Source organism: Pseudomonas ulcerans, from assembly GCF_036324125.1.
Classification (GTDB): Bacteria; Pseudomonadota; Gammaproteobacteria; order Pseudomonadales; family Pseudomonadaceae; genus Aquipseudomonas; species Aquipseudomonas ulcerans.
On the sequence record NZ_JAZDQN010000083.1, the window covers coordinates 1 to 13624 of the forward strand.

A 13624-nucleotide genomic window follows, 5' to 3' on the forward strand; every position below is an offset into this window, starting at 1 on the left:
GGGGGGGGGCGTGATGGGTGGTTGGTCGGGGGGGGGTGGGGGGGGGGTCCCCCCCCCTTTTTCAATGCTAATTTCAAATGCCCTCGGGGGGGTCACCCCGCTCCCACAGGTCCGCACTGGACCCACCAGCAATGGGCCCCTCAAGGCCAGAGGAAATCCTGATGACCCAATCCATCGACATCGCCGTCATCGGCGCCACCGGCACCGTCGGCGAAACCCTCGTGCAGATCCTCGAAGAACGGGATTTCCCGGTGGGCACCCTGTACCTGCTGGCCAGCAACGAATCCGCCGGCAGCGCCGTGAGCTTCCGCGGCAAGAACCTGCGCAGCCGCGATGTCGATGACTTCGACTTTGCCAAGGTCCGCCTGGCCTTCTTCGCCGCCGGTCCGGCGGTGACCCTGAGCTTCGCCCCGCGCGCTACGGCGGCCGGCTGCACGGTGATCGACCTGTCCGGCGCGCTGCCTGCCGGGCAGGCTCCGGCCGTGGTCCCGGAGGCCAACCCGCAGGTGCTGGACGGCTTGCCGACCCCTTCGGTCATCCACAGCCCCAGTGCTGCCGCAGTCGCCCTGGCCGTGACCCTTGCACCGCTGAAAGGCCTGCTGGCCCCGTTGCACGTCAGCGTTACCGCTTGCCTGGCGGTTTCTGCCCAGGGCCGCGAGGCGGTCAGCGAACTGGCCCGGCAGACCGCCGAGCTGCTCAACGCCCGTCCCCTGGAACCGCGTTTCTTCGACCGGCAGATGGCCTTCAACCTGCTGGCGCAGGTCGGTGCCAGCGACGAACAGGGACACGGCCTGCTGGAGCGCCGCCTGGTGCGTGAGTTGCGCGAACTGCTCGGCATGCCTTTACTCAGCATTTCAGTGACCTGCGTTCAAGTCCCGGTGTTTTTTGGCGATAGCTACACTGTGACGCTGAATACAGCCGAAGCGGTGGATATCGCCGCCGTGAATGCGGCACTGGAAGCAGCCGAAGGCATCGAACTGGTGGAGGCGGGGGATTATCCGACGCCGGTGGGCGATGCCGTCGGCCAGGACGTGGTGTATGTGGGACGTGTTCGCGGCGGTATCGACGAGGCGCGGCAACTCAATCTCTGGCTGACCACCGACAACGTGCGCAAAGGCGCGGGATTGAACGCCATACAGCTGGCTGAATTGTTGATAAAAGACCTTGTGTAAAAGATACTTGGCGACACTTTGCACACTGACCGTTAAATGCCGCAGGCAACTAGCCGGCGGCCAATAATGGCAGTTTGAACATGACTGCGATCATGTCGGTATTTAGCCTCAACGGCGGTTCTTCACTTCTTCTCGGATACCGGGGAAGTTTCAAACAAAGGATGAGGTCATGCTTCGAATTCGCAAACTGGTGTTAGCAATAGCCGCCGCGTCGGCGCTGTCTTCCGGTATGGCGCATGCCCTCGGCTTGGGCGAGCTGACTCTCAAGTCGGCACAGAACCAGCCACTCAATGCTGAAATCGAACTCCTCGACGTGCGCGACCTGAGCGCCGCCGACGTCAAGCCGAGCCTCGCGCCGGCGGAAGAATTCGCCAAGGCCGGCGTCGAGCGCCAGCCGTTCCTCAACGACCTGACCTTCACCCCGGTGATCAACCCGGCGGGCAAGAGCGTGCTCAAGGTCACCTCCAGCCAGCCGCTGCCGGAGCCGATGGTCAAGTTCCTGGTCCAGGTGATGTGGCCGCAAGGTCGCCTGCTGCGCGACTACAGCGTGCTGCTGGACGCCTCCAAGTTCTCCCCGGAAACCGCCCAGGCCGCCGCTGGCGTGACCCCGGCGGTCAGTGCCCCGGGCAACTACACCACGGTGCGCCGCGACACCCTCTGGGAAATCGCCTCGCGCTCGCGCCAGGGTGGCTCGGTGCAGCAGGCCATGCTGGCGATCCAGGCGCTCAACCCGGATGCCTTCATCAACGGCAATATCAACCAGTTGAAGACCGGCCAGGTCCTGCGCATGCCGGACCAGCAGCAGATCCAGGCCATCCCGCAGGCCCAGGCGGTGAAAGAGGTCAACGAGCAATACGCCGCCTGGCGCCAGGGACGTCGCCTTGGCCCGCAGGCCCGCCAGCTCGATGCCACCCGCCGCGACGCCACCCAGGCCGCTCCGGCACGCATCGCCCAGCAGGACAACCTCAAGCTGGTCGCCCCCGGCAGCCAGGGCGCCGGCAGCGACAAGGCGCTGAGCGACAAGCTGGCGATGACCCAGGAAAACCTCGACAGCAGCCGTCGTGAAGGCGACGAACTGAAAAGTCGCGTGGCCGACCTGCAAAGCCAGCTGGACAAGCTGCAACGCCTGATCGACCTGAAGAACGACCAGTTGGCCCGCCTCGAAGCGCAGAGCAGCGCGCCAGCCGCCCCGGTTGCCGCCGCGCCGGTGATCGATGCCCAATTGCAACCGAACCCGGCGCCCACCGCCGAGCCGGTAGTGACCCCGCCGCCAGCCGCAGTGGACACCGAGCCACAGCAGGCCGCCACTCCGACAGCCACCGATACCGCCGCCACGTCGACTGCGGAGGAGAGCAGCCCGAGCGCGCTGGACAACATCCTCGGCAATCCGTTGCTGCTGGCGCTGATCGCCGGTTCCGCGCTGCTGGTCCTGCTTCTGCTGCTGTTGCTCCTGGCGCGCAAGCGCAAGGCCCAGCAGGAAGCGGAGAAGCACATGCGCATGGCCCGCGCCCTGGCCGAAGAAGGCGAGCTGGGTCCTGACCTGGACCTGCCGCCAGGCAGCTTCGACGGCCTCGACATCGCCGCGCCGACGGTCACCCTGGCGCCTGCCGTGGTCGCCGCCTCGGCGGCCGCGGCCACCGCTGCCGAGCAGGTCAGCGAGCCGCGTCCGGTGGAGCCGAAGGTCGACCCGTTCATGGCCGAGATCGACGATTGCATCGCCCACGGCCGCCTGATGCAGGCTTCCAACCTGCTGGAACCGGCGGTGGAGAAATTCCCGCAGCGCAGCGACCTGCGCCTGAAGCTGATGGAAGTCTATGCACGCCAGGGCGACCGCAGCGGTTTCGTCATCCAGGAGCGCCAGCTGCAGGCCAATCCACAGAACCTCGCCGAGGTCGAATCGCTGAAGAGCCGCTTCCCGACCATGGTCGCCCTGGCGGCCGCGGCTGCTGGTGCCGCCGTGGCGTCCGGCCTGGACGAGAAGTTCGTCGAGGAACTGATGGCCGACGAGCCGCAGCCGGAAGCGGACGCCGAACTGGCTGCCGACGACGAGCTGGACAGCGCCTTCGACCTGAGCCTCGATGACCTCGACGGCCTGGAACTGGAAGCCCCGGCCGACCAGGCCGCCGTCGCCGCCAGCACCCAGGCAGCGGCAGAACCGTCGCTGGACGACCTCGACTTCGACACCCTGTTGCAGGACAACCCGGAAGCACCGCAGGCCGAGCCGCCACGGCTTGAGCCAGAGCCGGCGGACGACCTGGACTTCGACAGCCTGCTGCAGGAACACACTGCCGCCCAGGCGGCCGAACCGGCGCCGCAGCCTGAGCCAGAACCTGCGGTGTCGGACGACCTCGATTTCGACAGCCTGCTGCAGGAACACACCGCTGCCCAGGCCGTCGAGCCCGAGCCGCAACCCGAGCCAGAGCCACCGGTGGTGGACGACCTGGACTTCGACAGCCTGCTGCAGGAGCACACCGCTGCCCAGGCCGTCGAGCCCGAGCCGCAACCCGAGCCAGAGCCCTCGGTGGCGGACGATCTCGACTTCGACAGCCTGCTGCAAGAGCACACCGCAGCCCAGGAGCAGCCTGTAGCGCAGCCTGAGCCGGAACTGTCGGCGCTCGACGATGACATGGACTTCGATGCCCTGCTCGACGAGCACACCAAGGCGCAGTCCACTGCCAGCGACGACCTGGCCGACTTCGACCTGAGCATTCCCGACGAGACGCCGGCCGTGGCCACGGAAAGTCGCCCGCCGCTGGATATCGAGGCGGAGCTGGCGGCCTTCGACAACGACCTGGGCCTGGAAGCCGACCTGCCGGACCTGGAACTGCCGGACGACTTCGACCTGTCGCTGCCGGGCGAGGACGATGCCGCGTCGAAGAACTTCGCCGCCGAGCTGGACAACGTCAACGCCGAGCTGGACAAGCTCTCCGCCAGCCTGGAAACGCCGTCGCTGGAGCCGCACTTCACCGCCGAGGACGCAGCCAGCCTGCCGCCGGAAGAGGACGCCGAGTTCGACTACCTGTCCGGTACCGACGAAGTCGCCACCAAGCTGGACCTGGCCCGTGCCTACATCGACATGGGCGACCACGATGGTGCGCGCGACATCCTCGACGAGGTCTACAAGGAAGGCGACCAGGACCAGCGCCGCGAGGCCAACGAGCTGCGCTCCAAGCTGTCCTGACACGTAGAACATTCGGGGCCGCACAGCGGCCCCGATGCTATTGACCCCCGCCACCACCGTTGTCGCTATAATCCCCGCCATCGCGTAACCGACAGGCTTCTACCCCCTTGGAAATCATCGAAAACCCCGCCGAAGTCGCGGCCGAAGGCTATTCCCGCATCGCCCTGGGCGTCGAATACAAAGGCACCCGTTATCGCGGCTGGCAGCGCCAGGGCGACGGCGTGACCAGCGTCCAGCAGACCCTCGAAGAAGCCCTGTCGAAAGTGGCCGACGAGACCATCACCATCCAGTGCGCCGGGCGCACCGACGCCGGGGTCCATGCCAGCGGCCAGGTGGTGCACTTCGACACCCGCGCCATCCGCAATCCCAAGGCCTGGACCATGGGCGCCAACAGCCATCTGCCCCACGACATCAGCGTGACCTGGGCCGAAACCATGCCGGCCAATTTCCACGCCCGCTTCAAGGCCTTCGCCCGGCGCTACCGCTACGTGATCTACAACGACCAGATCCGCCCGGCGCATCTCGGCGACCAGGTCACCTGGAACCACCGTCCGCTGGATGTCGAGCGCATGGCCGCCGCCGCCGCCTGCCTGATCGGCACCCATGACTTCAGCGCCTTCCGCGCCGGCCAATGCCAGGCCAAGTCGCCGATCAAGACCATCCACCACCTGCGGGTCACCCGCCACGGCAAGATGATCGTCCTCGATATCCGTGCCAGCGCCTTCCTTCACCACATGGTGCGCAACATCGCCGGGGTGCTGATGACCATCGGCGCCGGCGAGCGCCCGGTGGAGTGGGCTGCCGAGGTCCTGGCCAGCCTTGACCGGCGCTCCGGCGCACCGACCGCCCATCCGTTCGGCCTGTACCTGGTGCAGGTGGAATACCCCGAGGAGTTCGCCTTGCCGCAGCGTTTCATCGGGCCGCATTTCCTCACCGGTTTCGACGCCCTGACGGCTGACGACCCGGTGGTCATTTGCTAACATCCGGGACTTTCGCTTCCTAGGAGAATCCCTGGCCATGTCTGCCGTTCGCAGCAAGATCTGCGGTATTACCCGTGTCGAGGACGCGCTGGCCGCGGCCGAGGCGGGGGCTGACGCCATCGGCCTGGTGTTCTACGCCAAGAGCCCGCGGGCGGTGACGGTGCAGCAGGCGCGGGAAATCATCGCTGCGCTGCCGCCGTTCGTGACCACCGTCGGCCTGTTCGTCAACGCCAGCCGTTGCGAACTGAACGAGATCCTCGAAGCCGTGCCGCTGGACCTCCTGCAGTTCCACGGCGACGAAACCCCGGCCGACTGCGAGGGCTACAACCGGCCCTGGATCAAGGCCCTGCGAGTGCGTGCCGGTGACGACCTGGAAGCCAGTTGCAGGCTGTACGCCCGGGCCAGCGGCATTCTCCTCGATGCCTACGTGCCCGGCGTTCCCGGCGGTACCGGCGAAGCCTTCGACTGGGCGCTGGTGCCCGAGCACCTGAGCAAGCCGATCATCCTCGCCGGCGGCCTGTCCCCCGACAACGTCGGCGCGGCCATTGCCCAGGTGCGGCCGTACGCGGTGGACGTCAGTGGCGGGGTGGAGCAGGCCAAGGGCATCAAGGACGCGGCGCGCATCGAAGCCTTCCTCTCTGCGGTGCGCCACGCATGATGCCTGTCGATGTGACGGCGGCCGGCATGGCATCGTCCATAACTTTCGCAGCCGAGTGCTGCCAGGTCAGGCCCGCGGGCCGGCCATACGAATTGACGAGCGGTCGCACGCCGTCCGGGCCAGCGCTCTCGGCGCGCCCGCGGATGCGGCCGTTCTTCCCGAATCATTTTTGAAGCTCAAGGGCATACGCGCGACCCGGCACCCAATGCCTGCCGGCCGCCGCTACTGGAGAAATAAAGCATGAGCAACTGGTTAGTAGACAAACTGATCCCATCGATCATGCGTTCCGAGGTCAAGAAGAGTTCGGTTCCCGAAGGCCTGTGGCACAAGTGCCCGTCCTGCGAAGCCGTGCTGTACCGTCCGGAACTGGAAAAGACCCTGGACGTCTGCCCCAAGTGCAACCACCACATGCGTATCGGCGCGCGCGCGCGCATCAACATCTTCCTCGATCCGGAAGGCCGCAACGAGCTGGGCGCCGAGCTGGAGCCGGTTGACCGCCTGAAGTTCCGCGACGGCAAGAAGTACAAGGACCGCCTGGTCGCCGCGCAGAAAGCGATCGGCGAGAAAGACGCCCTGATCTCCATGAGCGGCACCCTGATGGGCATGCCGATCGTGGTCAGCGCCTTCGAATTCTCCTTCATGGGCGGTTCCATGGGCGCCGTGGTCGGCGAGCGCTTCGTTCGCGCCGCCAACTATGCCCTGGAAAACCGTTGCCCGATGGTCTGCTTCTCCGCTTCCGGCGGTGCGCGCATGCAGGAAGCGCTGATCTCCCTGATGCAGATGGCCAAGACCTCCGCCGCCCTGGCGCGCCTGCGCGAAGAAGGCATCCCGTTCATCTCCGTGCTGACCGACCCGGTCTACGGTGGCGTTTCCGCCAGCCTGGCGATGCTCGGCGACGTCATCGTCGGTGAGCCGAAGGCCCTGATCGGCTTCGCCGGTCCGCGCGTGATCGAGCAGACCGTGCGCGAGAAACTGCCGGAAGGCTTCCAGCGCAGCGAGTTCCTGCTGGAACACGGCGCCATCGACATGATCGTCCATCGTGCCGAACTGCGTTCGCGCCTGGCCAAGCTGCTGGCGCAGATGACCGGCAAGCCGACGCCGAAATTCGTACCTTCGGCCGTCGACGCCGTGGTCGTACCGCCGGCGCCTGCCACCGTATGACCCCGCGTACCCTTGGCGACTGGCTCGCCTACCTCGAGCAACTGCACCCGTCGGCCATCGACATGGGCCTGGAGCGCTCCCGCGAGGTAGCGACCCGGCTCGGGCTGGGCAAGCCGGCGCCACGGGTGATCACCGTCACCGGCACCAACGGCAAGGGCTCGACCTGCGCCTTCATCGCTGCGCTGCTCAAGGCGCAGGGGCTGAAGGTCGGGGTCTACAGCTCGCCGCACCTGCTGCGCTACAACGAGCGGGTGCAGGTCGAAGGGCTCGAAGCCAGTGACGCGCAGCTCTGCGAAGCCTTCGCTGCTGTCGAGGCGGCCCGTGGCGAAATCTCCCTTACCTATTTCGAAATGGGCACCCTGGCGGCCTTCTGGCTGTTCAGTCGCGCGGCGCTGGACGCCGTGGTCCTCGAAGTGGGCCTGGGCGGACGCCTGGACGCGGTCAACCTGGTCGATGCCGACCTGGCCGTGGTCACCAGCATCGGTGTCGACCATGCCGACTGGCTGGGCAACACCCGCGAGTCGGTGGCCTTCGAGAAGGCCGGGATCTTCCGCCAGGGCCAGCCGGCCCTGTGCGGCGACCTCAACCCGCCGCAACCGCTGCTGGACAAGGCGCGCGAGCTGTCCTGCCCGTTCTTCCTGCGTGGTCGCGACTTCGACCTGGCCTACACCGAGCAGCGCTGGCAATGGCGCGGTGTCGATGCCCGTGGGGCCGTGGTCGAACTGCGCGACCTGCCGCTGCTCGACCTGCCCATGGAAAACGCCGCCCTGGCCCTGCAGGCCTACCTGCTGCTGGACCTGCCGTGGGACGCCGAACGTATCGCCCAGGCCCTGCAGGACGCGCGGATCGTCGGGCGCCTGGACCGCCGCCAGTTCACCTGGCAGGGCAAGCGCCTGAACATCCTCCTCGACGTCGGCCACAACCCCCACGCTGCCGAGTACCTGGCCGAACGCCTGGCTGCGCGGCCGGTGGTGGGGCAGCGCCTGGCGGTCTTCGGCCTGCTGTCGGACAAGGACCTGGACGGCGTGATCCAGCCACTGCTGCCACAGGTCGGCAGCTGGGCGGTCGCTACACTGGATACTGCACGCAGTCGTCCGGCAACGGAGCTGCAGGCGGCGCTGGCGAACCTTGGCGCTGCGGTGCAGTCCTATTCCAGCGTTGCACAGGCCCTGGAAGGGCAGTGCGCGCAGGCGACGGCGGATGACGAAATCCTGCTGTTCGGATCATTTTTCTGTGTCGGCGAGGCCTTGCAATGGCTAAGCCGGCAAGCCATGGAGGACTGAGTCAATGGCGGGGCTGGACAAGGTCATCAAGCAACGGATGGTCGGCGCACTGGTACTGGTGGCGCTGGCGGTGATTTTCCTGCCGATGCTGTTCACCAAGGAAGACGAACTGCGTCAGGTCCAGGTCGAGGCGCCGCAGGCGCCGGCGGTCCCGGCCTTGCCGCAGGTCCAGGTGGAGCCGGTGCAGGTGCCGGAGCCGCAGGTCATTCCCGAGAGCAGCGTGGCCAGCCAGCCCGTGGCGGCACCGAGCACGCCGATCGCTCCGGCGCCCTCCGCGCCGGTAGCGGAAGCGCCGAAACCGACCACGCCGCTGCCGACGCCGGCTCCGGCGGCCAAGCCTGCCCCGGCGCCGACGGTCGCCGCCGCACCGGCCAAGCCCGCCGCGCCTGCGGCAGCACCGGCGCCAGCGGCGGCCCAGGCCGCGGCCAGCAAGGTCGATCCCAATGGCCTGCCGGTGAGCTGGTCGGTGCAACTGGCCAGCCTGTCCAACCGCGCCAGCGCCGACAGCCTGCAGAAAACCCTGCGCAGCCAGGGCTACAACGCCTACATCCGCTCGGCCGATGGCATGAACCGGGTGTTCGTCGGCCCGGTCATCGAGCGTGCCGAGGCCGAGCGCCTGCGCGATGTCATCAGCCGCCAGCAGAAACTCAAGGGTTTCGTGGTGCGCTTCCAGCCAGAACGCGGTTGAAACCTGCCGTCCAGCCCCGCGCCGGACGGCAAATCACCGCTTACCGATAGTCCCCCGCTCTGGTAAAATGCCCGGCCTCAACCGTTTGCAGGCAACACCGTGGCTTTTACCTGGGTCGACTGGGCGATTCTCGCGATCATCGCCATTTCTACGCTGATCAGTCTCAAGCGCGGCTTCGTCAAGGAAGCCTTGTCGCTGCTCACCTGGATCGTCGCCGGTGCAATGGCGTGGATGTTCGGTGGCTCGGCTGCGCAGTACCTGGACAGCTACATCCAGACGCCTTCCGCGCGGGTCATCGGTGGCTGTGCAATCGTCTTCGTCGCCACCCTGCTGGTGGGGGCGATGATCAATTTCCTTCTGGGCGAGCTGATTCGCGTCACCGGGCTTTCCGGGACCGATCGCTTCCTCGGCATGGCCTTCGGCGCCGCGCGCGGCGCCTTGCTGGTTGTAGTGGCCGTCGGGCTGCTGAGCCTGGGGCCGGTACAACAGGATCCATGGTGGCAGGAGTCGCGACTCCTGCCCCAATTTCTATTGGTGGCTGACTGGTCGAAGAACCTCATCCTGGGGTTGACCAGCCAGTGGCTAGCCAGCGGGATCAGCGCTCCGGCCGATCTCCCGTTCAAGGAACAGCTCCTGGGGCCAAAAGTCCCGTGAGTACCGTTCAGTCCAGTTTCATTAAGTAGGGGTTGCGTCGCATGTGTGGCATCGTCGGTATCGTCGGTAAGTCGAACGTCAATCAGGCGCTGTATGACGCGCTAACCGTCCTCCAGCACCGCGGCCAGGACGCTGCCGGTATTGTGACCAGCCATGATGGCCGGTTATTCCTGCGCAAGGACAACGGCCTGGTCCGTGACGTCTTCCAGCAGCGCCATATGCAGCGCCTGGTCGGCAACATGGGCATCGGTCACGTGCGCTACCCAACCGCGGGCAGCTCGACCTCGGCCGAAGCCCAGCCGTTCTACGTCAACTCGCCGTACGGCATCACCCTGGCGCACAACGGCAACCTGACCAACGTCGAGCAACTGGCCAAGGAGATCTACGAGTCCGACCTGCGCCACGTCAACACCAACTCCGACTCGGAAGTCCTGCTCAACGTCTTCGCCCATGAGCTGGCGGTGCGCGGCAAGCTGCAACCGACCGAGGAAGACGTGTTCGCCGCGGTCACCGACGTGCACAACCGCTGCGTGGGCGGCTACGCCGTGGTGGCGATGATCACCGGCTACGGCATCGTCGGCTTCCGCGACCCGAACGGCATCCGCCCGATCGTCTTCGGCCAGCGTCACACCGACGAAGGCGTCGAGTACATGATCGCCTCGGAAAGCGTCTCCCTGGACGTGCTCGGCTTCACCCTGATCCGCGACCTGGCCCCGGGCGAAGCGGTGTACATCACCGAGGAAGGCAAGCTGCACACCCGCCAGTGCGCGACCAACCCGAAACTCTCGCCGTGCATCTTCGAACACGTCTACCTGGCCCGTCCGGACTCCATCATCGACGGCGTCTCGGTGTACAAGGCGCGCCTGCGCATGGGCGAGAAGCTGGCCGAGAAGATCCAGCGCGAGCGTCCGGACCACGACATCGACGTGGTCATCCCGATCCCGGACACCAGCCGCACCGCCGCGCTGGAACTGGCCAACCACCTGGGCGTGAAGTTCCGCGAAGGCTTCGTCAAGAACCGCTACATCGGCCGTACCTTCATCATGCCGGGCCAGGCCGCGCGGAAAAAATCCGTACGCCAGAAGCTCAATGCCATCGAGCTGGAGTTCCGCGGCAAGAACGTGATGCTGGTGGACGACTCCATCGTGCGCGGCACCACCTGCAAGCAGATCATCCAGATGGCCCGCGAAGCCGGCGCCAAGAACGTCTACTTCTGCTCGGCCGCTCCGGCCGTGCGCTTCCCCAACGTCTACGGCATCGACATGCCGAGCGCCCACGAGCTGATCGCTCACAACCGCAGCACCCAGGACGTCGCCGACCTGATCGGCGCCGACTGGCTGGTCTACCAGGACCTGCCTGACCTGATCGAGGCGGTTGGCGGCGGCAAGATCAAGATCGAGCACTTCGACTGCGCGGTATTCGACGGCCAGTACGTCACCGGCGACGTCGACGAAGCCTACCTGGACCGCATCGAGCGAGCGCGCAACGACCTCGCCAAGGCCAAGAACCAGGCGGTCAGCGCGATCATCGACCTCCACAACAACTGATAAGGGGAGCAACGGCATGACACAGGAATGGGATGCCGGGCGCCTGGACAGCGACCTCGAAGGGGTCGCCTTCGACACGCTGGCGGTTCGCGCCGGCCAGCATCGCACGCCGGAAGGTGAGCACAGCGACCCGCTGTTCTTCACCTCCAGCTACGTGTTCCGTACCGCGGCCGATGCCGCGGCGCGGTTCGCCGGCGAGGTTCCAGGCAACGTCTATTCACGCTACACCAACCCCACCGTGCGGGCTTTCGAGGAGCGCATCGCCGCCCTGGAAGGCGCCGAGCAGGCGGTGGCCACGTCCACCGGCATGGCGGCGATCCTCGCCACGGTGATGTCGTTCTGCAGCGCCGGCGACCATGTGCTGGTCTCGCAGAGTGTGTTCGGTTCGACCATCAGCCTGTTCGAGAAGTACTTCAAGCGCTTCGGCGTGCAGGTGGACTACGTGCCGCTGGCCGACCTGAACGCCTGGGAACAGGCGATCAAGGTCAACACCAAACTGCTGTTCGTCGAGTCGCCGTCCAACCCGCTGGCCGAACTGGTGGACATCGCCGCGCTGGCGGAAATCGCCCACGCCAAGGGCGCCCAGCTGGTGGTGGACAACTGCTTCAGCACCCCGGCCCTGCAGCAGCCGCTGCAACTGGGCGCGGACATCGTGGTGCACTCGGCGACCAAGTTCATCGACGGCCAGGGCCGTTGCATGGGCGGCGTGGTGGCTGGTCGCAGCGAGCAGATGAAGGAAGTGGTCGGTTTCATCCGTACCGCCGGCCCGTCGCTGAGCCCGTTCAACGCCTGGATCTTCCTCAAGGGCCTGGAGACGCTGAACCTGCGCATGCGCGCGCACTGCGCCAATGCCCAGGAGCTGGCCGAGTGGCTGGAGCAGCAGGACGGCATCGAGAAAGTGCATTACGCCGGTCTCGAAAGCCACCCGCAGCACGATCTGGCCAAGCGCCAGATGAAGGGCTTCGGCGCGGTGGTGAGCTTCGAGGTCAAGGGCGGCAAGGAAGGCGCATGGCGCTTCATCGACGCGACCCGGCTGATCTCGATCACCGCCAACCTCGGTGACGCCAAGACCACCATCACCCACCCGGGCACCACCTCCCACGGCCGTCTGTCGCCGCAGGAGCGTGAGGCCGCCGGCATCCGCGACAGCCTGATCCGGGTTGCCGTGGGCCTCGAAGACGTGGCCGACCTCAAGGCCGACCTCGCACGTGGGCTGGCCGCGCTGTGATCGACTGGTCGGTTGCCGAGAGCAGCCATAACGGTCGGGTAGCGCTGGTTACCGGCGCCGCCCGCGGCATCGGCCTGGGCATCGCCGCCTGGCTGATTGCCGAGGGCTGGCAGGTGGTCCTTACCGACGTCGACCGCGTGCGCGGGGCCAAGGTCGCCAAGGTCCTGGGTGACAACGCCTGGTTCGTCGGCATGGATGTCGCCGACGAAGTCCAGGTCACCACCTGCGTGGCCGAGGTCCTCGGCCAGTTCGGTCGCCTCGATGCACTGGTGTGCAACGCGGCGATCGCCAATCCGCACAACACCACCCTGGAAAGCCTCAGCCTGCAGCACTGGAACCGCGTCATGGCGGTCAACCTGAGCGGGCCGATGCTGCTGGCCAAGCACTGCGCGCCATATCTGCGCGCGCACTGCGGGGCGATCGTCAACCTGACCTCGACCCGTGCCATCCAGTCCGAGCCGGACACCGAGGCCTACGCGGCGAGCAAGGGCGGCCTGCTGGCGCTGACCCATGCCCTGGCCATGAGCCTGGGCCCGGAGATCCGCGTCAATGCCGTCAGCCCCGGCTGGATCGATGCCCGTGATCCTTCGGTGCGACGTGCCGAGCCGTTGAGCGATGCCGACCATGCCCAGCATCCGGCGGGCAGGGTAGGGACGGTGGAAGATGTGGCGGCGGCCGTTTCCTGGTTGCTGTCGAAGAATGCCGGGTTCGTCACCGGCCAGGAGTTCGTGGTCGACGGCGGCATGACCCGGAAGATGATCTACCAGTAACCGTCGGAATTTCTGGCGGTCGAGGTTGCGAAGCGGAAAGTTTGTGCTACCGCCTGAGGTCGAGGGGGATGCGGGGGAAATCAACTTTTTTGCCCTTTTTGAAAAAAACTTCAACAGGGGTATTGACTTAGGTTCGTTACCTGCGTAAATTTCGCGGCCTCAGCGAAGCAAACGAAACAAAGCGAAACAGCAACAGCAGTGACGCGATGTGACGTAGGTTACGAAGGGTGATTAGCTCAGCCGGGAGAGCATCTGCCTTACAAGCAGAGGGTCGGCGGTTCGATCCCGTCATCACCCACCAC

The 13624-nt window shown here is 66.3% G+C and carries 11 protein-coding genes and 1 tRNA gene; all 12 read left to right on the forward strand.

Annotation, left to right across the window (positions count from 1 at the left end; all coding sequences use genetic code 11):
* The first annotated feature begins 161 nt into the window (after nt 1-161).
* The 12 genes from V0R59_RS31315 to V0R59_RS31370 all read left to right on the forward strand — a co-directional run bounded on the left by V0R59_RS31315 (nt 162) and on the right by V0R59_RS31370 (nt 13623).
* On the forward strand, nt 162-1172 hold the full coding sequence (locus V0R59_RS31315; protein WP_330078352.1) for an aspartate-semialdehyde dehydrogenase: 1011 nt from the start codon (nt 162-164) through the stop codon (nt 1170-1172).
* Nucleotides 1173-1341: 169 nt separating this feature from the next.
* Entirely contained in the window at nt 1342-4353 is a 3012-nt protein-coding gene (locus tag V0R59_RS31320; RefSeq protein ID WP_330078353.1) for a FimV/HubP family polar landmark protein, read from the forward strand.
* Nucleotides 4354-4460: 107 nt separating this feature from the next.
* Entirely contained in the window at nt 4461-5333 is an 873-nt protein-coding gene (truA, locus tag V0R59_RS31325; protein WP_330078354.1) for a tRNA pseudouridine(38-40) synthase TruA, read from the forward strand.
* A gap of 37 nt (nt 5334-5370) precedes the next feature.
* On the forward strand, nt 5371-5991 hold the full coding sequence (locus tag V0R59_RS31330) for a phosphoribosylanthranilate isomerase (protein WP_330078355.1): 621 nt from the start codon (nt 5371-5373) through the stop codon (nt 5989-5991).
* Between the two features lie 240 nt (nt 5992-6231).
* Nucleotides 6232-7152 (forward strand): acetyl-CoA carboxylase, carboxyltransferase subunit beta, encoded by a 921-nt coding sequence (gene accD, locus V0R59_RS31335; RefSeq protein ID WP_330078356.1) that lies wholly within the window; start codon nt 6232-6234, stop codon nt 7150-7152.
* Nucleotides 7149-8435 carry a bifunctional tetrahydrofolate synthase/dihydrofolate synthase gene (gene folC / locus V0R59_RS31340; RefSeq protein ID WP_330078357.1) on the forward strand — a complete coding sequence of 429 codons (1287 nt, stop codon included), beginning with the start codon at nt 7149-7151 and terminating at the stop codon, nt 8433-8435. The genes accD and folC overlap by 4 nt, the downstream gene beginning before the upstream one ends.
* A 4-nt stretch (nt 8436-8439) precedes the next feature.
* Nucleotides 8440-9123, forward strand: coding sequence for an SPOR domain-containing protein (locus V0R59_RS31345; RefSeq protein WP_330078358.1), 684 nt, complete (start codon nt 8440-8442; stop codon nt 9121-9123).
* Nucleotides 9124-9222: 99 nt separating this feature from the next.
* Nucleotides 9223-9777 (forward strand): CvpA family protein, encoded by a 555-nt coding sequence (locus tag V0R59_RS31350; protein ID WP_330078359.1) that lies wholly within the window; start codon nt 9223-9225, stop codon nt 9775-9777.
* A 41-nt stretch (nt 9778-9818) separates the two neighbouring features.
* Entirely contained in the window at nt 9819-11324 is a 1506-nt protein-coding gene (gene purF / locus V0R59_RS31355; RefSeq protein WP_330078360.1) for an amidophosphoribosyltransferase, read from the forward strand.
* 16 nt (nt 11325-11340) lie between these two features.
* Nucleotides 11341-12552: an O-succinylhomoserine sulfhydrylase gene (locus tag V0R59_RS31360; protein ID WP_330078361.1), complete on the forward strand. Its 1212-nt coding sequence runs from the start codon at nt 11341-11343 to the stop codon at nt 12550-12552.
* Nucleotides 12549-13322, forward strand: a complete 774-nt coding sequence (locus tag V0R59_RS31365) for an SDR family oxidoreductase (protein ID WP_330078362.1) — start codon at nt 12549-12551, stop codon at nt 13320-13322. The genes V0R59_RS31360 and V0R59_RS31365 overlap by 4 nt, the downstream gene beginning before the upstream one ends.
* Nucleotides 13323-13547: 225 nt before the next feature.
* Nucleotides 13548-13623: transfer RNA gene (locus tag V0R59_RS31370), tRNA-Val, on the forward strand.
* The last annotated feature ends 1 nt before the right edge of the window (nt 13624 follow it).

Bases quoted from the DNA above. Each gene is read 5' to 3' on its own strand.
- V0R59_RS31360 (WP_330078361.1), top strand. From the start codon at position 11,341: ATGACACAGGAATGGGATGCCGGGCGCCTGGACAGCGACCTCGAAGGG.
- V0R59_RS31320 (WP_330078353.1), top strand. From the start codon at position 1,342: ATGCTTCGAATTCGCAAACTGGTGTTAGCAATAGCCGCCGCGTCGGCG.
- purF (WP_330078360.1), top strand. From the start codon at position 9,819: ATGTGTGGCATCGTCGGTATCGTCGGTAAGTCGAACGTCAATCAGGCG.
- accD (WP_330078356.1), top strand. From the start codon at position 6,232: ATGAGCAACTGGTTAGTAGACAAACTGATCCCATCGATCATGCGTTCC.
- V0R59_RS31315 (WP_330078352.1), top strand. From the start codon at position 162: ATGACCCAATCCATCGACATCGCCGTCATCGGCGCCACCGGCACCGTC.
- folC (WP_330078357.1), top strand. From the start codon at position 7,149: ATGACCCCGCGTACCCTTGGCGACTGGCTCGCCTACCTCGAGCAACTG.
- V0R59_RS31345 (WP_330078358.1), top strand. From the start codon at position 8,440: ATGGCGGGGCTGGACAAGGTCATCAAGCAACGGATGGTCGGCGCACTG.
- V0R59_RS31330 (WP_330078355.1), top strand. From the start codon at position 5,371: ATGTCTGCCGTTCGCAGCAAGATCTGCGGTATTACCCGTGTCGAGGAC.